15 protein-coding genes are annotated in these 18,364 nt (G+C 69.7%); 4 read left to right on the top strand and 11 right to left on the bottom strand.

Going from position 1 to position 18,364, the window contains the following annotated elements:
- The first annotated feature begins 230 nt into the window (after positions 1–230).
- Positions 231–2,681, top strand: a complete 2,451-nt coding sequence (locus tag OG242_RS25030; RefSeq protein WP_405900280.1) for a DNA topoisomerase (ATP-hydrolyzing) subunit A — start codon at positions 231–233, stop codon at positions 2,679–2,681.
- A 26-nt stretch (positions 2,682–2,707) separates the two neighbouring features.
- Here the strand turns inward: OG242_RS25030 and OG242_RS25025 are convergent, their stop codons facing one another.
- Together OG242_RS25025 and OG242_RS25020 are read right to left on the bottom strand one after the other, a co-directional pair.
- Positions 2,708–3,808: a CobW family GTP-binding protein gene (locus OG242_RS25025; RefSeq protein WP_405900279.1), complete on the bottom strand. Its 1,101-nt coding sequence runs from the start codon at positions 3,806–3,808 to the stop codon at positions 2,708–2,710.
- Positions 3,809–3,827: 19 nt separating this feature from the next.
- Entirely contained in the window at positions 3,828–4,988 is a 1,161-nt protein-coding gene (locus OG242_RS25020) for a citrate synthase/methylcitrate synthase (RefSeq protein ID WP_405900278.1), read from the bottom strand.
- Positions 4,989–5,124: 136 nt separating this feature from the next.
- On the opposite strand from OG242_RS25020, the gene OG242_RS25015 reads away from it, so the two are divergent.
- On the top strand, positions 5,125–6,399 hold the full coding sequence (locus OG242_RS25015; RefSeq protein ID WP_405900277.1) for a citrate/2-methylcitrate synthase: 1,275 nt from the start codon (positions 5,125–5,127) through the stop codon (positions 6,397–6,399).
- A 40-nt stretch (positions 6,400–6,439) separates the two neighbouring features.
- Here the strand turns inward: OG242_RS25015 and OG242_RS25010 are convergent, their stop codons facing one another.
- Positions 6,440–7,462 (bottom strand): LacI family DNA-binding transcriptional regulator, encoded by a 1,023-nt coding sequence (locus OG242_RS25010; RefSeq protein WP_405900276.1) that lies wholly within the window; start codon positions 7,460–7,462, stop codon positions 6,440–6,442.
- 229 nt (positions 7,463–7,691) lie between these two features.
- Here OG242_RS25010 and OG242_RS25005 point away from each other — a divergent pair, with 229 nt between their 5' ends.
- On the top strand, positions 7,692–8,186 hold the full coding sequence (locus OG242_RS25005; protein ID WP_405900275.1) for a hypothetical protein: 495 nt from the start codon (positions 7,692–7,694) through the stop codon (positions 8,184–8,186).
- 16 nt (positions 8,187–8,202) lie between these two features.
- Here the strand turns inward: OG242_RS25005 and OG242_RS25000 are convergent, their stop codons facing one another.
- The 6 genes from OG242_RS25000 to OG242_RS24975 all read right to left on the bottom strand — a co-directional run bounded on the left by OG242_RS25000 (position 8,203) and on the right by OG242_RS24975 (position 15,015).
- Positions 8,203–9,795, bottom strand: a complete 1,593-nt coding sequence (locus OG242_RS25000; protein ID WP_405900274.1) for a cation acetate symporter — start codon at positions 9,793–9,795, stop codon at positions 8,203–8,205.
- On the bottom strand, positions 9,792–10,235 hold the full coding sequence (locus OG242_RS24995; protein WP_405901721.1) for a DUF485 domain-containing protein: 444 nt from the start codon (positions 10,233–10,235) through the stop codon (positions 9,792–9,794). Before OG242_RS24995 ends, OG242_RS25000 begins: the two co-directional genes overlap by 4 nt.
- Before the next feature lie 131 nt (positions 10,236–10,366).
- Positions 10,367–11,047, bottom strand: a complete 681-nt coding sequence (locus tag OG242_RS24990; RefSeq protein ID WP_405900273.1) for a response regulator — start codon at positions 11,045–11,047, stop codon at positions 10,367–10,369.
- A complete protein-coding gene (locus OG242_RS24985; protein WP_405900272.1) occupies positions 11,044–12,207 on the bottom strand; it encodes a sensor histidine kinase in 1,164 nt (387 codons plus the stop codon). Before OG242_RS24985 ends, OG242_RS24990 begins: the two co-directional genes overlap by 4 nt.
- Positions 12,204–12,722 (bottom strand): DUF1453 domain-containing protein, encoded by a 519-nt coding sequence (locus tag OG242_RS24980; RefSeq protein WP_405900271.1) that lies wholly within the window; start codon positions 12,720–12,722, stop codon positions 12,204–12,206. Before OG242_RS24980 ends, OG242_RS24985 begins: the two co-directional genes overlap by 4 nt.
- 172 nt (positions 12,723–12,894) lie before the next feature.
- Complete coding sequence (locus OG242_RS24975) at positions 12,895–15,015, bottom strand: type IIA DNA topoisomerase subunit B (RefSeq protein WP_405900270.1); 2,121 nt, start codon at positions 15,013–15,015, stop codon at positions 12,895–12,897.
- A 434-nt stretch (positions 15,016–15,449) separates the two neighbouring features.
- Here OG242_RS24975 and OG242_RS24970 point away from each other — a divergent pair, with 434 nt between their 5' ends.
- Positions 15,450–15,680 carry a hypothetical protein gene (locus tag OG242_RS24970; RefSeq protein ID WP_018105354.1) on the top strand — a complete coding sequence of 77 codons (231 nt, stop codon included), beginning with the start codon at positions 15,450–15,452 and terminating at the stop codon, positions 15,678–15,680.
- Between the two features lie 106 nt (positions 15,681–15,786).
- Here the strand turns inward: OG242_RS24970 and OG242_RS24965 are convergent, their stop codons facing one another.
- The gene (locus tag OG242_RS24965) at positions 15,787–16,617 is read right to left on the bottom strand and encodes a S1 family peptidase (RefSeq protein WP_405900269.1); all 831 of its coding nucleotides are present in this window, start codon (positions 16,615–16,617) and stop codon (positions 15,787–15,789) included.
- A 174-nt stretch (positions 16,618–16,791) separates the two neighbouring features.
- Positions 16,792–18,342, bottom strand: a complete 1,551-nt coding sequence (locus tag OG242_RS24960; RefSeq protein ID WP_405900268.1) for an RNA polymerase sigma factor — start codon at positions 18,340–18,342, stop codon at positions 16,792–16,794.
- Positions 18,343–18,364: the final 22 nt, after the last annotated feature.

Raw genomic sequence — 18,364 nt, 5'->3', positions numbered from 1 at the left:
CACAGCCACTGTATGCAAGCGAACCGGCACCTGCCGAAGTTCCCGTGCGGTGAAGCTTCGCGCGAAATTCCCCGGAAGGGGGTCCTCCGCCGCCTCGGGACGGGCTGCGAGGGCCCTTTGGGACGGGTCGAGGTCGGGGATGTCAGTGCGGCGGTCCACAATGGTGCGCGTCAGAACCTGAGGGAACCTGAGGTTGCCCGATCGAAATCCGTGAAGGAGTCGCAGCAGCGATGGCCCGCCGCAGCACGAAGACCCCGCCGCCGGTCGACTTCGAGGAGAAGATCCTCGACATCGACGTCGTCGACGAAATGCAGGGCTCCTTCCTCGAGTACGCGTACTCGGTGATCTACTCCCGCGCCCTGCCGGACGCCCGCGACGGCATGAAGCCGGTGCACCGCCGCATCGTGTACCAGATGAACGAGATGGGCCTGCGCCCGGACCGCGGCTTCGTGAAGTGCGCCCGGGTCGTCGGCGAGGTCATGGGCAAGCTGCACCCGCACGGCGACGCGTCGATCTACGACGCGCTGGTGCGCATGGCCCAGCCGTTCTCCATGCGCCTGCCCCTCGTCGACGGACACGGGAACTTCGGTTCCCTGGGCAACGACGACCCGCCGGCCGCCATGCGGTACACCGAATGCCGGATGGCCGACGCGACCTCGCTGATGACGGAGTCGATCGACGAGGAGACGGTCGCCTTCCAGTCGAACTACGACGGTCAGGAGCAGGAGCCGGTCGTCCTTCCGGCCGCCTACCCCAACCTCCTGGTCAACGGCACGACCGGGATCGCGGTCGGCATGGCGACCAACATGCCGCCGCACAACCTGGGCGAGGTCATCGCCGCCGCCCGGCATCTGATCAAGCATCCGGGCGCGGACCTGGAGACGTTGATGCGGTTCGTCCCCGGTCCCGACCTGCCGACCGGCGGGCGGATCGTGGGCCTGGGCGGCATCAAGGACGCGTACGCCAAGGGTCGCGGTACCTTCAAGATCCGTGCCACGGCCACCGTTGAGAACGTCACGCCGCGCCGCAAGGGCCTCGTCGTCACCGAACTGCCCTTCACCATCGGGCCCGAGAAGGTCATCTCCAAGATCAAGGACCTGGTCTCGGCGAAGAAGCTCCAGGGCATCGCCGACGTCAAGGATCTGACCGACCGCTCGCACGGCCTGCGCCTGGTCATCGAGATCAAGAACGGCTTCGTGCCGGAGGCGGTGCTGGAGCAGCTCTACAAGCTGACGCCGATGGAGGAGTCCTTCGGCATCAACAACGTGGCGCTGGTCGACGGCCAGCCGCTCACCCTGGGCCTCAAGGAGCTCCTGGAGGTCTATCTCGACCACCGCTTCGACGTGGTGCGCCGGCGCAGCGAGTTCCGCCGGACCAAGCGCCGCAACCGGCTGCATCTGGTCGAGGGTCTGCTCGTCGCGCTCGTCGACATCGACGAGGTCATCCAGCTCATCCGGTCCAGCGACAATTCGGCGCAGGCGAAGGAGCGGCTCATGGAGCGCTTCTCGCTGAGCGAGATCCAGACCCAGTACATCCTGGACACGCCGCTGCGCCGGCTGACCCGGTTCGACCGGATCGAGCTGGAGAGCGAGCGGGACCGGCTCAATGCCGAGATCGCCGAGCTGACGACGATCCTGGAATCGGACGCGGAGCTGCGCAAGCTGGTCTCCTCGGAACTGGCCGCGGTCGCCAAGAAGTTCGGTACGGCCCGGCGTACGGTGCTGCTGGAGTCGGCCGGTTCGCAGGTCGCGTCGGTGCCGCTGGAGGTGGCGGACGACCCGTGCCGGGTGCTGCTGTCATCGACGGGCCTGCTGGCGCGTACGGCCAACGACGACCCGATCGTCTTCGCCGAGGGCGCCAAGCGGTCCAAGCACGACGTGATCGTCTCGGCGGTGCCTGGGACGGCCCGCGGTGACATCGGGGTGGTGACGTCGAACGGGCGGCTGCTGCGGATGCCGGTGATCGACCTTCCCCAGCTGCCGGACACGCATGCGGCGCCCAACCTGTCGGGCGGGGCGATGGTCGGGGAGTTCCTGACTCTGGAGGCGGACGAGGAGGTCGTCTGCCTCACCACGCTCGACGAGTCGTCACCGGGGCTCGCCATCGGCACGCTGCAGGGCGTCGTCAAGCGCGTGGTGCCGGACTATCCGGCCAACAAGGACGAGCTGGAGGTCATCACCCTCAAGGACGGTGACCGGATCGTCGGCGCGGTGGAGCTGCGGACGGGCGAGGAGGACCTGGTGTTCATCACCTCGGACGCGCAGTTGCTGCGGTACCCCGCTCCACAGGTGCGCCCGCAGGGACGGGCGGCCGGCGGTATGGCGGGCGTCAAGCTGGCGGCGGGGGCCAGGGTGCTCTCGTTCGCGGCGGTGGACCCGGCGGCGGAGGCCGCGGTGTTCACGGTCGCCGGTTCGCACGGCACGCTGGACGACTCGGTCCTGACCTGCAAGCTCACCCCGTTCGACCAGTACCCGCGCAAGGGCCGGGCGACCGGTGGGGTGCGCTGCCAGCGGTTCCTGAAGGGCGAGGACGTGCTGGTGTTCGCCTGGGCGGGCACGACGCCGGCCAGGGCCGCGCAGAAGAACGGCACCCCGGCGTCGCTGCCCGAGCCCGATCCGAGGCGCGACGGTTCCGGGACGCCGTTGGAGAGCCCGGTCGCGGTGATCGCCGGCCCGGTGTAGGCCGTCCGGCCCGGTGGCGGGGCGCGTTACGCGTCGTCGTCACCGGGCTGTCGCACGTACCGCAGGACGCCCCACATGGCTCGCTCGTGTGCGGCGTCCTGCTGCGTTTCCGCGGCCGGCTCTTCCGTGGCCCGGCAGCTCTCGAGCTCCTTGCGCAGGGCGGGTACGTCGATGCCGGAGCCGATCAGGACGAGCTGCGTCCGCTTCGGCTCGCCGCGCGTCCAGGGCCTGGGGGTGAACCGCAGGAACCTGCCCACGGCGTGCACCCCGTAGGCGTTTCCGGGGTCGCCCGCGCCGAAATCCACGTACCCCTTGATGCGGTACAGCCCCTCGGGCCGTGAGTCGAGGAACCGCATCAGCCGCCGTGGGTCCATCGGCACGTCGGAGTCGAATTCGACGCTCTCGTACGCGGTGTGCAGATGGCCGCCGTGCCCGTCACCGTCCTCCGCCGCGCGCTGCTCCAGGTAGAGATCCTCGAAGGTGAGCTGACGTGCCCTCTCCTCGCCGTCGGGCCGCAGCGCCGGGTCGAAGAGCAGCTCGGGATCGATGCGCCCGTACGTGGCGGGGACGATCGCCGCCGTGCTGCCGGTCTCCGCGACGGCCTGCCGGATACGGGCACACTCCTCGTCCCCGACCCGGTCCGTCTTGTTGAGCACGACGAGATCGGCGACCGCGAGATGGCGGCCGACCTCCGGATGGCGCTCCCGGACCGCCTCGAACTCGGCGGCGTCGACCACCTCGACCAGTCCCCCGTACACGATGTGCGGGTTGTCGCTGGCGAGGATCATCCGGACGAGCTCCTGCGGCTCGGCGAGGCCGCTCGCCTCGATGACGATCACGTCGAGCCTCGCGGAGGGCCGGGTCAGCGTTCCCAGATACGTGTCCAGCTCGCTCGCGTCGACCGCGCAGCACAGGCAGCCACCGCCCAGCGACACGGTGGAGCCGACCTGCCCCGAGACGGTCATGGCGTCGATCTCGATGGCCCCGAAGTCGTTGACTATCACGCCGATCCGGTTGCCCGCGCGGTGGAGCAGGAGGTGGTTGAGCAGCGTCGTCTTGCCGGATCCCAGGAATCCCGCGAGGACGACGACCGGGATCTGCGGGCTGCGGGGCGACGACGAGCTCAACGGGGGCCTTCCTGCGGGGTCAGACTGCCGGAACCGGCTGCGGCGGGGGCGGACCCACGTAGCGGGCCGCCGGGCGGATGATCTTCGAGTCCTCCGCCTGCTCCAGGATATTGGCGCTCCAGCCCACGACCCGCGCCGCACAGAAGGTCGGCGTGAACATTTCACGCGGCAGCCCGCACAGCTCCATGACCACTCCGGCGTAGAACTCCACGTTGGTGTGCAGTTCACGCCCCGGCTTCAGCTCGGCGAGGATCGCCTCGACCTGGCGTTCCACCTCGACGGCGAATTCCACGAGCGGTCCGCCGAAGCCCTGGGCGATGGACCGCAGCATGCGCGAGCGGGGGTCCTCGGTGCGGTAGACGGGGTGGCCGAAGCCCATGATCCGGTCGCCGGCGAGCACCCGTTCGCGGATCCAGCCGTCGATGCGGTCGGGGGTGCCGATCGCGTCGAGCGTGTCGAGAGCACGGCTGGGGGCGCCGCCGTGCAGCGGGCCGGAGAGCGCTCCGACGGCGGCCACCAGGCAGGCGGCGACATCCGCCCCGGTCGAGGCGACGACCCGGCCGGTGAACGTCGAGGCGTTGAAGCCATGGTCCACCGTGGAGATCAGGTACTGCTCGACGGCCCTGACCCGGGCGTCGTCAGGAACGGAACCGGTGAGCATGTACAGGTAGTTGGCCGCGTGCGGCAGGTCGGGACGCGGCTCGACGGGTTCGAGCCCCTGGCCGAGGCGGTGCAGGGCGGTCAGCACGGTGGGGACGGCGGCGCAGACGGCCAGCGCGTCCGCACGCCGCCGCTTCGCGTCGATGTCGTACACCGGTCGGAACCCGGCCGTCGCACCCAGCAGGGAGAGCGCCGTACGCAACCCGGACAGCGGGCCCGACACCGCGCTCGCCCGCGCAATGGCGGGCAGGGCTTCGCGTACCGCGTCCGGCAGCGCGCGCAGCGCGGCCGTGCGGGCGGCGAAGTCGGCTCGGGCGGCCGGGCCGGGCAGCTCGCCCTCGGTCATGAGGTACCAGACGTCCTCGAAGCTACGGGACTGCGCCAACTCGACCGCCGAGTACTGGCGGTAGTGGTAGAAGCCCTCCCGGCCCCGGACGTCACCCAGAGCCGTATCGGTCACGACGACACCCGCGAGACCTCGGGGGACGTCGAGCGGTGTTCCGCCGGTCATGGTCGTCATTACTTCCTCCGTGGACTGGTCCGGAAACTCCTTGACATTGATTCGACTGTCCATGCATGACTGTACGCCTGTCAACATTGATTCAATCAATGACCACTCATGGATGTCGTGGACGGCATATGGATACGGTGGCGGCATGACGGATCGATCAGAGGCGGACGTGCAGCGACCGGACGCGGGCGGGCAGCGGCTCACAACGCGGGAGGCCGCAGAGCGCCTGGGGGTGAAGCCCGAGACGGTGTACGCCTACGTCAGCCGGGGTCAGCTGAGCAGCAGCCGCGCGCCGGGCGGGCGGGGCAGTACGTTCGACGCGGCGGAGGTCGACGCGCTGGCCCGGCGCAATGGGCGCAGGGAACCGTCCTCGGCCCCGGGCGAGCCGTCCGTCCGTACCGGCATCACCCTCATCGTCGACGACCGCTACTACTACCGGGGCGTGGACGCGACGGAGCTGGCCACGCGCTACTCGTACGAGGAGGTCGCCGAGTGGCTGTGGACCGGCGAGCTGCGGCCGGGCGTCCGCTTCACGGCCCCGGAACAGGCGGTGGCGGCGGCCCGGCGGGCGGTCGGCGCGCTGCCGGTGCACTGCGGCTCCACGGACCGGCTGCGGGTGGCGGTGGTCGCCGCGGCCGCCGCGGACCCGCTGCGCTTCGATCTGTCGCGCGATGCGGTGCTCGGCGGCGCGCGAAGCCTGATCCCTACACTGGTCGCGGCGTTGCCGACGGTGGGCGGGGAGGAGGACCGCCTGTCGGCTTCCGACAGCCTGGCCCGCCAACTCTGGCCGAAACTCACCGCCCGACAGCCCGACGGACCGTCACTCGCCGCCCTGGACGCGGCACTTGCGCTGCTGATCGACCACGATCTGGCCGCCTCCACGCTGGCCGCCAGAGTCGCCGCATCGGCCCGGGCGCATCCGTACGCGGTGGTGTCGGCGGGGCTCGGCGTCCTGGAAGGCCCCCTGCACGGCGCGGCGAGCGGCCTCGCGCACCGGATGCTGGCCGAGGTCCTGGAACGCGGCGGCGCCGCCCCGGTGGTGGCGGACCATCTGCGGGCCGGCCGCCGGGTGCCGGGGCTCGGGCACCGGCTGTACACCGGCGAGGACCCGCGCGCCCGCACCCTGTTCGGCCTGCTCGCGCGCATCCCGCAGGCGGGGCCGGCCCTGGCCGCCGCCCGTGACGTGGTCGCCACCACGGCGCGCGATACGACCCTGCACGCCAACGTCGACCTTGCGCTGGCCGTACTCTCGGTCGCCTCGGACATGCCGGCGGAGGCGGGCGAAACGGTGTTCGCGATCTCCCGTACGGCGGGCTGGGTCGCGCATGCGCTGGAGGAGTACGGGGAACGCCCACTGCGGATGCGCCCCAGCGGGCACTACACCGGCCCCCGGCCGCCCCAGCCATTCCCGTGCCCGTAGACACGCAATTGAGGGCAGCGGCGGCGCAAAATTCCGACGGTCAGCGGGAAGCCGTCGCGCGCGGAGGCTGGGCCGTGGAACCCCGCACGACCAGTTCCGGTTCGAAGAGCAGTTCGTCGGAGGGGACCGCGCGGCCGCCGATCTGCACGGAGAGCAGCTCGACCGCGGCGCGCCCCATGGCCTCGATCGGCTGGCGGACGGTGGTGAGCGGGGGCTCGGTGCAGTTCATGAAGGCGGAGTCGTCGTATCCCACGACGGACACGTCGTCGGGCACCGAAAGGCCCCGCCGCCGCGCCGCGCGCACGGCCCCGAGGGCGAGCGGGTCGCTGGCGCAGATGAACCCGGTGACCCCCTCGTCCAACAGCCGCGCGGCAGCGGCCTGTCCCCCCTCCAGCGAGAACATCGCCCGGGTCACCCACTCGTCCGGGATGCTCGCACCCGACTCCACGGCGAGCGCCCGGGCGGCGGCCAGCTTGCGCTGCGAGGGCATGTGGTCCGAGGGGCCGAGCACCAGACCGATGCGCTCGTGGCCCAGCGAGACCAAGTGACGCCATGCCTGCTCGACGGCCACCGAGTCGTCGCAGGAGACGCAGGGGAAGCCGAGGTGGGCGATGGCCGCGTTGATCAGGACCACCGGGATCTTGCGGTCGGCCAGCACCTTGTAGTGGTCGTGCGGTGCGTCGGCCTGGGCGTAGAGGCCTCCGGCGAAGACCACACCCGAGACCTGCTGCTGCAGGAGCAGTTCCACGTAGTCCGCCTCGGAGACACCCCCCTTGGTCTGGGTGCACAGGACCGGGGTGAGTCCCTGCTGGGCGAGGGCACCGCCGACCACCTCGGCGAAGGCGGGGAAGATCGGGTTCTGCAGCTCCGGCAGGACGAGGCCGACCAGGCGTGCCCGTTCACCGCGCAGCTGGGTCGGGCGCTCGTAGCCGAGGACGTCAAGCGCGGACAGGACGGCCTGCCGCGTGGCGTCGGAAACGCCCGGCTTGCCGTTGAGCACCCGGCTGACCGTGGCCTCGCTGACTCCAACCTTCTGTGCCACCTGAGCAAGTCGTCGCGTCATACGTGCAAGATTAGCGCAAGAAACGCAAGCAGATTGCGTGGGGTGGGAATGAGGTGGGAATCAAAGACGAATTTCAGCAAGTCCCGGCAAGAAGCTTCTCGGCAGCCGCTCCGGAGCCCTGCGCCCGCCGCGGTGCCGCCGCTCCCCCACCGCCGCCACCGTACCCGCCACCACCCCGCGCGGGCACCCCTCGGAGCATGAGCCCGGGCCCGCCCATACCCTCGGAGACATGAACCAGTTCGAGGGCGGCGACGGCCGGTCCCTGTCCATGACCAACGGCGGCACGGCGGTGTTCGTAGACGTACTGACCTTCGCCGTCTCGGAGCTGGCCCGACGACCCTGGGATTTCCGCTTCGCCGCCCTCCTGTCGCTCCAGAACCAGAACGTGATGGGCCGCGGCGTGGTCGGATTCGCTCTGGAGGAGCTCGACTGGGGCAACTCGCCGCAGGAGGCCGCCGCGGCCAAGGACTTCCTGCTGCGGGTCCTCGATCTCACTCTGACCCACCACCGGTGGGACGAGCTGACGTACGAACCACCCCGGGCCGAAGGGTATGTGCGCACCTACCGGGGGATGGTCGAGGACTTCGACCCGGCCACCGCGAAGGGCGGCGAGGACGTCCTGCCCGGACCGGAGGAGGCGGCGAGGGCCTCCTGCGTACGTCACCGCGTCCTGAACGGGCTGCCGTTCTGGGAGGAATGCGTGTTCTGCACGGACGGCCTCTGACCGTCCATGCCGATACTCACACCGCGCCGGCCCCCGTCATCGCCCGTACCTCGATCTCCGCGTGCTTGGCCGCGTCCGGCGGTTCGTTCGCGGTGACGGTCCCGATCCAACCGGCCAGGAAGCCGAGCGGGATGGAGACCAGGCCGGGATTCTCCAGGGGGAAGACCTGGAAGTCCGCGCCGGGGAAGAGCGAGCTGGGGCTGCCGGAAACGACCGGGGAGAGCACCACGAGCAGCACGGCCGGGACCAGTCCCCCGTAGACCGACCAGACCGCCCCGCGCGTGGTGAAATTCCGCCAGAACAGCGAGTAGAGCAGGACCGGCAGGTTGGCCGACGCTGCGACGGCGAAGGCGAGGCCCACCAGGAACGCCACGTTGAGATCCTGGGCGAGCAGGCCGAGGCCGATGGCGACGACTCCGATGCCGGCCGCCGCCACCCGGGCCACGGCCACCTCGCTGCGCTGCTTGGAGCCGGGCCGCTTGAGCGAGGCGTAGAGATCGTGGGCCACGGACGCGGACGAGGCAAGGGTGATCCCCGCGACTACGGCCAGGATCGTCGCGAAGGCGACGGCGGCGACCACGGCGAACAGGATCGTTCCCCCGGTGGAGCCCTCGCCCCCGCCCAGCGCCATGGCCAGCAGCGGCACTGCCGTGTTCCCTGCCGGATTCGACTCCCGTACGTCGGCCGAGCCGACCAGCGCGGCCGCCCCGAATCCCAGCACGATCGTCATCAGGTAGAAGCTCCCGATGAGCCCGATGGACCAGACGACGGACCGGCGGGCCGCGCGGGCGGTAGGAACGGTGTAGAAGCGGGACAGGATGTGCGGCAGCCCCGCCGTGCCCAGCACCAGGGCGAGGCCGAGGCTGATGAAGTCAATACGCGCCGTCCAGCTCCCGCCGTACCGGAGACCGGGCGAGAGGAACTCCTTGCCGTGCCCACTGCGGTCGGCTGCGGAGTTGAGCAACTCGTTGACGTTCCCGTGGAAGTGGACCAGGACGAGGACGGTGAGCACCACGGTGCCCGCCATCAGCAGGACTGCCTTGACGATCTGGATCCAGGTGGTGGCCCGCATCCCGCCCAGCGACACGTACACGACCATGAGCGCCCCGACGCCGACGACGGTCCAGGAGCGCGCGGCGCCGCTCGTCCCGCCGAGGAGCAGGGCCACCAGGCTGCCCGCACCGACCATCTGCGCCACCAAATACAGCACGGACACGGTGACCGAGGACGTCCCCGCGGCGATGCGGACCGGGCGCTCCGCCATCCGGGCCGCGACCACGTCGGCGAGGGTGAACCGGCCGCAGTTGCGCACGAGTTCCGCGACGAGCAGCAGAACGACGAGCCAGGCGACGAGGAAGCCGACGGAGTAGAGCATCCCGTCGTAGCCGAAGAGGGCAATCAGGCCGGAGATGCCCAGGAACGACGCGGCGGACATGTAGTCGCCCGCGATGGCGAAACCGTTTTCCATGGGGGAGAACAGACGGCCTCCGGCATAGAACTCCTCCGCCGAGCCGTGCCTGTTGCGGCTGACCCAGGTGGTGATGCCCAGGGTGACCGCGATGAAGGCGCTGAACAGCAGCAGCGCCAGGGTCTGGTGGTCGCCGCTCAACGTCCGGCCCCCCGTGTCATCTCCTGGGTCTCCCAGCGCAGATCCAGCGCGGCCCGGTCCCGGCGCAGCCGCGCGTGCCGTGCGTACGCCCCGGTGAGCAGGAACGTCGTCAGGAACTGCCCGAGCCCCACGACCATGGCCACATTGACGGCCCCGGCCACCGGCCGCGCCATCAGCCCGGGCGCCGTCACCGCCGTGACGACATAGACGAGGTACCAGACGAGGAAGGCGAAGGTGGCGGGCACGACGAAGCGCCGGTAGCGACGGCGCACCTCCTGGAATGCCTCGCTGCGCTGCACCTCCAGATAGATGTCCGCCGCGCTGTGGCCACCCCGCGGCGCGGCCTGTCCGGGCACCGCGGCGGGCGTGGAGCCCTCCGCACCGTCCGGCTCCTCCGACCCGGTGGCCGGTGCGTCGTCCCACGGGTCGTCGAGCCGCACCGCTGCGGACTCGCGCCCTGCTTCCTTCTCCACCGAACAACTCCCCTGGTCCACGGACCACTTCGGCCGCGTAGCCAAGAATGGGCAGATCGGGAAGATCCCGGGCACTTCATTCGCCAGACTTCACCTCTTCAGGTGAAGGATCTCCCGGGTGGACGTACCAGCCCCCGCATGTAGGCATAGCGCACAGCCTGGGCCCGGTCGCGGAGCCCCGCCTTGGCGAAGAGGTTGTTGATGTGGCTCTTCACCGTGGCCTGCGAGATGTGGAGGGCGCGGGCGATGTCCGCGTTGGACATTCCCTCGGCGATCAGGACCAGCACCTCGGCCTCACGAGGAGTCATCCCGTCCGGCGGCTTCGCCTCAGCGCCCCCGACGCCGGCCGCGGGAGGCCCCGTGGTCACCTGCTCCAGCAGTCGGCGCTGCACCGTGGGCGAGAGCCCGGCCTCCCCGGAGAGCACGGCCTCGACCGCCCGCACGATCTCGTCGCCCCCTGCGTCCTTGGTCAGATACCCCCGTGCCCCTGCCCGGAGCGCGGGAAACAACGAGTCGTCGTCCGCGAATGTCGTGAGCACCACCACCTGCGTACCGGGGAACTCCTCCCTGATGCGACGGGTCGCCTCCACGCCGTCACAGCGAGGCATCCGCAGATCCATCAGCACCACGTCCGGCGCGTGTTCGGCCACCTGCGCGACCGCTTCCTCCCCGTCCTTCGCCGATCCGACCACCTCGATTCCCGGCAGCAGTCCGAGCAGCATGACAATGCCCTCCCGCACCACCGCCTGATCGTCGGCCACCACCACCCGCGCCGTCACGCGGGCACCCGCAGACTCACCACGAACCCCTCCTCGCCCGGACCGGCCACCAGCGTGCCGCCCAGCAGTTCGGCACGCTCCCGCATCCCGAGCAGACCGTATCCGGATCCGCTGACCCCCAGGTCCCCTCCCGGTCCCCGTCCACCGGAGTCCCTCACCTCCAGCACGACCCCGTCGGGCTGGTACTCCAGCCGGACCAGCACTCTGGCGCCCTGCGCATGCTTGCGGACGTTGGTCATCGCCTCCTGTGCCACCCGCCGGACCGTCTGCGACGCCTGGGCGGTCAGCGCCCGCTGCTCTCCCTCGACTCTGACCTCGGCCGGCTCGGCCGCCACCAGTTGCCGCAGGAAGTCCTCCACCGGTGACACCTCACCCCTCAGCGCGGAGAGCGCCTGACGCGTCTCGGAGAGGCCCTCCCGGGCCATGGACCGGGCCGCGACCACCCGCTGCAGGACCTGGTCCCGGAACTCCCCCGCGGGCTCCCTCTCGATCAGCAGCCGTGCGGCCTCCAGGTGCACCAGCTGCGCGGAGAGGCTGTGCGCCAGCACGTCATGGATCTCCCGGGCGATCCTGGAGCGCTCGTCCAGCGCGGCGGTCTCCGCCTCCGCCACCCGGGCCGCCCTCTCCTGGGCCAGCAGCCGTTGCGCGTTGCCACGGGCCTCGGCATCCAGGCGAAGCACGTACCCGGCGAGGCAGAGCCCGGCCGTGGTCACCGCGGTGGTCATCCAGTCGTCCATGTCGACCACCGCGTAGGCGCCGAGGGCCACCGCTGTGGCAGGGACTCCCGCAGAAAGAGGCAACCGTTCCAGAGAGGTGACCGCGCAGGCGCACCAGAGCACCGTTGCGGGCACGGTGGCCCCCGCCTGCCCCGCCCCGAACGCGGCCAGCATCAGCAGCCCGAGCAGGCCGAGCGACGGCCACAGGCGGTTGGCGAGGGTAGTCCGGAAAAAGGCGATCGCGAGCAGCGCGCAGACGAGCACCCCGAGAAGCCCGACGACGATCTCCCAGGGCCCGAACAACCCGCCGGTGAAGGTCCCCCACAGCATCAGAGTGAGCAGACCGGCCCGTACCGACCAGGCGATCCCGGTTCGCGCGCGGCTGCGGGTGTCCCGCTCGAGTGCCTCTCGCGAAGGCCAGCTCGTCCAGGAAGCGCGTGTCACACGTGGTCCTTCCATTCCTGCCGCACCGGAACGCCGGCAGGAGGCCCACCGTACGGCGCGGGTATCGCCGCCGCCCGCCGCGCCAGCAGTCCCTCCCGTACCAGCAGAGTCGCCGCGAGCGTTGCCAGCAGGGCCGGACTGCCCTGATGCACGCCCAGCACGACCGCGATCCCGTAGAGAGCCGCCCGCAGGCCCAGTCCGCCGGCCCAGACCAGGACGGTGGCCCTGGTTCCCTTGCTCCACAGAGAGCCGTCCTCGGCACGCCAGACGCGGGAGGTCCAGGCCCATCCGGCGCCCGTCACCAGCCCGGCCGTCATCTCGGCGCACAGCACGGTGGCCGAGGCTATCCGGTGGTGCTGGTCGACGAGCCCGGGTTCGCGCACGGCCATGATGAGCAGGACGGCGGGCAAAACCCACCAGCGACGGTCGCCGGAGATCCGCTGTGCCGAGCACTGACGGACCACGACGAGCGCGATGACCGCGACGATCACCAGGGCATTGACTAGCCCGGACATGGGCGCCTCCGAGATGCGAGAAGTTCTGCACCTCCGAAGCTACGGAGAAGCCCGGCTCAGCAGATCGGCTCCCGGGTGGATCATGGGTGGAGAAGTCGTCTCCACCCACGGGTGGAGACGACTTCCGGTGCCGGCCCGCACCGGACGTCGACCGTGCCCCGGGAGCAGACGCTCAGACGTCGATGCGTGAGCGGTCCAGCGTGGCCGCCGAACTGGTGATGAACTCCTTGCGCGGCGCCACCTCGTTGCCCATCAGCAGGTCGAAGACCTTCTCGGAGGACTCCAGGTCACCGATGTTGATCCGCCGCAGCGTGCGGTGGCGCGGGTCCATCGTCGTCTCCGCCAACTGGTCGGCGTCCATCTCGCCCAGGCCCTTGTAGCGCTGGATCGAGTCCTTGTAGCGGATGTTCTTGCGCTGGAGCTCCAGCAGCCGCTGGCGCAGCTCGTTGTCCGAGTACGTGTAGATGTACTTGTCCTGGCCCTTCTTCGGCTGGACCAACTCGATCCGGTGGAGCGGGGGCACCGCGGCGAAGACCCGGCCCGCCTCGACCATCGGCCGCATGTACCGCTGGAAGAGCGTCAGCAGCAGGATGCGGATGTGCGCGCCGTCGACGTCCGCGTCGACCAACAGCACGATCTTGCCGTACCGGGCGGCGTCGATGTCGAAGGTCCGCCCGGAGCCGGCTCCTATGACCTGGATGATCGCGCCGCACTCCGCGTTCTTCAGCATGTCGGAAACCGACGCCTTCTGAACGTTGAGGATCTTGCCGCGGATCGGCAGCAGCGCCTGGAACTCGCTGTTCCGTGCGAGCTTTGCCGTACCGAGCGCGGAGTCGCCCTCCACGATGAACAGCTCGCTGCGCTCCACGTCGTCGCTGCGGCAGTCGGCGAGCTTCGCCGGGAGCGAGGACGACTCCAGCGCCGTCTTGCGCCGCTGGGCGTCCTTGTGCTGGCGGGCCGCGATCCGGGTACGGGCGGCCGCCACCGCCTTGTCGAGGACAGCTCTGGCCTGGGCCTTCGCGTCCCGCTTGGTGGAGGTCAGGAAGGCCTTGAGCTCCTTGGCGACGACGTTGGCGACGATCCGGTTGGCCGCAGAAGTGCCCAGCACCTCCTTCGTCTGGCCCTCGAACTGCGGTTCCGCCAGGCGTACGGTCACGACCGCGGTGAGGCCCTCCAGGGCGTCGTCCTTGACGATGTCGTCCTCGGCCACCCGCAGCAGCTTCGCGGAGCGCAGCACCTCGTTGACCGTCTTGGTCACGGAGCGCTCGAACCCGCTCATGTGGGTACCGCCCTTGGGAGTGGCGATGATGTTGACGAAGGACTTCACGTTCGTGTCGTACCCGGTGCCCCAGCGCAGCGCGATGTCGACGCCCAGCTCGCGCGTGACCTCGGTGGCCGTCATGTGTCCGCGGTCGTCCAGAACCGGAACGGTCTCCTTGAACGTGCCCTGCCCCGTCAGCCGCAGGACGTCGCAGACGGCCTTGTCCTGCGCGAGGTACTCGCAGAACTCGCTGATGCCTCCGTCGAAGCGGAAGGTCTCCTCCGTCTTGCCCGCTCCGTCCAGCCCCCGCTCGTCGCGCACGACGATGGTCAGACCGGGGACGAGGAAGGCCGTCTGGCGGGCCCGCTGGTGGAGCGTCTCCAGGCTGAGCTTGGCGTCCTTCAGGAAGATCTGCCGGTCGGCCCAGTACCGCACCCTCGTGCCGGTGCGCGCCTTCGGGACGCGCTTGCCCTTGCGCAGCCCGTTGCCGGGGTCGAACGGGCTGTCCGGGCCCTGTTCCGTGAAGATCCCCGGGACACCGCGCCGGAAGCTGATCGAGTGGGTCGCGCTGTTGCGGTCGACCTCGACGTCGAGCCGGGCGGAGAGGGCGTTGACCACGGAGGCGCCCACACCGTGCAACCCGCCGGAAGCGGCGTAGGAGCCGCCGCCGAACTTGCCCCCGGCGTGCAGCTTGGTCATCACGACTTCGACGCCGGAGAGGCCGGTCTTGGGCTCGACGTCGACCGGGATGCCCCGGCCGTTGTCCCGGACCTCGACGGAGTTGTCGTCGTGGAGGACGACCTCGATGTGGTCGCAGTAGCCGCCGAGGGCCTCGTCGACGGAGTTGTCGATGATCTCCCAGAGGCAGTGCATCAGGCCGCGGCTGTCGGTGGACCCGATGTACATGCCAGGGCGCTTACGAACCGCTTCGAGCCCCTCGAGTACGAGCAGGTGCCGCGCGGTGTAGTTGGAACCGTCTCGGTCTGCTCCGGTCAGCAGCGCAGTGGACGGCACGGACGTATCGGCGGTCACGCGGTTCGCTCCTCGCTGAATTTCATTTGGGGCCCAGTGGGTCACGGGCTCGGCTTCGGTTGCCGCTGTGAGGGTACCGATGCCTGGTAGAGCCGGTGAAACGCCACCCTCGAAGAACCCTCACACTAAACCAGCTTCGCATGTACGTTCGATCACTCCTGGGGGTGACATGCACATCACGTTCCCTTCCAGGCATGAACCATTTAGGCTCCGGGCACGTCCTCATGAACAACCGGCAAGCCAGCCGGCCCGGACCGACCAAGCCAAGCAACGCGAAACCGTAGCGCCACGCAATACGGCACATTCGCCGCGAACCGGCAACAGACAGCCATCCTGAGAAGAAGTTTCGAAGAAAAGCCACGAGCGGGAACGTTTTCGGCCTGGTTGGATGTTGACCCTGGTACGACAGCTCGTCGAGCTAGAGAAGAGGCGACGTGACTACTGTTCTGACCCCCGCGAGCCCGCTGACCGCAGCAGACCGCTGTGACCGTTGCGGCGCCCAGGCCTACCTGCGCGTCGTTCTCATCAGCGGCGGTGAACTGCTCTTCTGCGCCCACCACGGTCGCAAGTTCGAGCCGGAACTCAAGAAGATCGCCGCGGAAATACAGGATGAGACGGACCGACTGACGGCCGTGCAGGCCCAAGCCGCCGAAGAGGAACACTGACACCTCGCATCCACGACGAGCCAGGGGCCGGTCCCGGACCGGCCGACGGGCGGCCTCCCCTGCTGAGGGAAGCCGCCCGTTCTCGTGCCTGCGGAGCCCGTGCCGGTCAGTCGGCGGCCGCCATCCAGCCGATGGCGGCAGAGATCCGCGTGTAGACGCCGGGGCTCCCGGCGCGCCCGCAGCCGTTCCCCCACGACACCAGCCCCACGAGCCGCCCCTGGGCCACCAGGGGCCCTCCGCTGTCCCCCTGACAGGCGTCGTACCCGCCCTCGGGTTCGCCCGCGCAGAGCATCGACGAGGCGTCGTACGTACCGTTCCTGCCGCCTGGGTAGGCCTGCTGGCACGAGCTGTCGGGCAGAACACTCACCTGGGCGGACCTGAGCGACGATGCGTAGTCGCCGGAGCCCGTGGTGTCACCCCAGCCGTAGACGACCGCTGGGGTCCCCGCCTTGTACGCGGAGTCACCGGCCTTCGCCATGGGGATGCTGTCGCCTTCCGGCAGCGCCTCGGAGAGAGTCAGCACCGCGACGTCCCCGCTGTTGGTGGCGGCGTCGAACCCGGGGTTGACCCACGTTCCGCTCACCGGGATCTCCTTGCCGTCGGTGCCGTTGAGCTCGTCCCGGCCGGAGATGATCCGCAGATCACTCACCTGGTCGACATCGGTACCCAGTGCTTCACGACTCAGGCAGTGCGCGGCGGTGAGCACCTTCTTGGGCTCCACCACGACACCGCCGCAGAACTGGCCGGCCCTGGTACCTCCGAACCGGTCACGGCTGGACAGCGCCACCACCCACGGGTTGTCGGCGACGTGCGCGGGCTGGCCTCCGATGATGATGCTGTCCGCGACCGCCGGAGCGGGGGACGCGAGCGGTATCACGGCCGTGGCGGCGGCGAGGGCGAGCGCCCCGGTCATGGTGCGGACGACAGTGCGGGACATACGTGCTCCTGACTCTGTGATGGGCATTGCCTACCCAGAGTCATTCCGCCGTCCCCGACGCGCACGTTCGCCTCGTGCGGAGAGGCCCACGATCCTCGCGGAGACCAGAAACAGGATGAGGGCCCGGATCTTTGTGGGATTCGGGCCCTCATCGCTAGTAATACCGCCGCCGACCTAGTCGAGGTAGTCCCGCAGAACCTGCGAACGGGACGGGTGGCGAAGCTTCGACATGGTCTTGGACTCGATCTGGCGGATGCGCTCGCGCGTCACGCCGTAGACCTTGCCGATCTCGTCCAGCGTCTTCGGCTGCCCGTCGGTGAGGCCGAAACGCATGGAAACCACGCCCGCCTCGCGCTCGGACAGCGTGTCCAGCACCGAGTGCAGCTGCTCCTGGAGAAGCGTGAAGCTCACCGCGTCGGCCGGGACGACCGCCTCCGAGTCCTCGATCAGGTCACCGAACTCGCTGTCCCCGTCCTCACCCAGCGGGGTGTGGAGGGAGATCGGCTCGCGCCCGTACTTCTGGACCTCGATGACCTTCTCGGGGGTCATGTCGAGTTCCTTGGCCAGCTCCTCCGGGGTGGGCTCGCGGCCCAGGTCCTGGAGCATCTGGCGCTGGACGCGCGCCAGCTTGTTGATGACCTCGACCATGTGCACCGGGATACGGATGGTGCGGGCCTGGTCGGCCATCGCGCGGGTGATCGCCTGACGGATCCACCAGGTGGCGTACGTGGAGAACTTGTAGCCCTTGGTGTAGTCGAACTTCTCCACCGCGCGGATCAGACCGAGGTTGCCCTCCTGGATCAGGTCCAGGAAGAGCATGCCGCGGCCGGTGTAGCGCTTGGCCAGCGAGACCACGAGGCGGAGGTTGGCCTCCAGCAGGTGGTTCTTGGCCCTACGGCCGTCCTCGGCGATGATCTCCAGCTCGCGCTTGAGCTTGGGGGCGAGCTTGTCGGAATTCGCCAGCTTGTCCTCGGCGAACAGGCCCGCCTCAATGCGCTTGGCGAGTTCGACCTCCTGCTCGGCGTTGAGGAGCGGGACCTTACCGATCTGCTTCAGGTAGTCCTTGACCGGGTCGGCCGTGGCACCGGCGACGGCGACCTGCTGCGCGGGCGCGTCGTCCTCGTCGTCGTCGGAGAGGACGAAGCCCTTGTTCTCGCCCTCGCCCTCCTCTTCCTCGCCCTTGCCGGCCTTGACCTCCTCGACGACGTCGTCGCCGTCGAGGATCTCGTCGTCCTGCTTGCCGGTCTTCTTCGCGGCTGTCTTCTTGGCAGCCGTCTTCTTCGCCGCTGTCTTCTTCGCAGCCGTCTTCTTGGCTGCGGCCTTCTTGGCGGGCGCGGCCGCGGGGGCGTCCTCGGCCGCGGGGTCCACGGGCTCGGCGGACGTGGGGGCGGCGGGGGCCGCGACAGTCCGCGTCACCGCCGTCTTGGCCGCGACGGTCTTGGTGGCGGTGCGCTTGGCCGGGCTCTTCGCTGCAACGCTCTTGCGGGCGCGCTTCGACGGCTCCGCGGCACTGACCATCAGCGTCACACCCTCTTCCTCGAGGATCTGGTTGAGGCTGCGCAGAACGTTCTTCCACTGGGTTGGCGGAATCTGGTCAGCCTCGAAGGCCCGACGCACGTCGTCGCCGGCGATCTGCCCATCAGCCTTTCCCCGCTCAATGAGCGCCATCACAGATTCGGACTCGGCGATCTCCGGCGGGAGCGTACGGGATGTGCTGGCCGACACGAACAACCTCTCGGAACGATGG

The sequence above is a fragment of the Streptomyces sp. NBC_00727 genome, from assembly GCF_045161745.1.
Classification (GTDB): domain Bacteria; phylum Actinomycetota; class Actinomycetes; order Streptomycetales; family Streptomycetaceae; genus Streptomyces.
This window is presented reverse-complemented; position numbering and strand designations above follow the sequence as displayed.

Excerpts from the sequence above, each read along its gene's own strand:
- OG242_RS24965 (WP_405900269.1), bottom strand. The coding sequence starts at position 16,617 with ATGTCCCGCACTGTCGTCCGCACCATGACCGGGGCGCTCGCCCTCGCC.
- OG242_RS25030 (WP_405900280.1), top strand. The coding sequence starts at position 231 with ATGGCCCGCCGCAGCACGAAGACCCCGCCGCCGGTCGACTTCGAGGAG.
- OG242_RS24980 (WP_405900271.1), bottom strand. The coding sequence starts at position 12,722 with ATGTCCGGGCTAGTCAATGCCCTGGTGATCGTCGCGGTCATCGCGCTC.
- OG242_RS25015 (WP_405900277.1), top strand. The coding sequence starts at position 5,125 with ATGACGGATCGATCAGAGGCGGACGTGCAGCGACCGGACGCGGGCGGG.
- OG242_RS25020 (WP_405900278.1), bottom strand. The coding sequence starts at position 4,988 with ATGACGACCATGACCGGCGGAACACCGCTCGACGTCCCCCGAGGTCTC.
- OG242_RS25010 (WP_405900276.1), bottom strand. The coding sequence starts at position 7,462 with ATGACGCGACGACTTGCTCAGGTGGCACAGAAGGTTGGAGTCAGCGAG.
- OG242_RS25005 (WP_405900275.1), top strand. The coding sequence starts at position 7,692 with ATGAACCAGTTCGAGGGCGGCGACGGCCGGTCCCTGTCCATGACCAAC.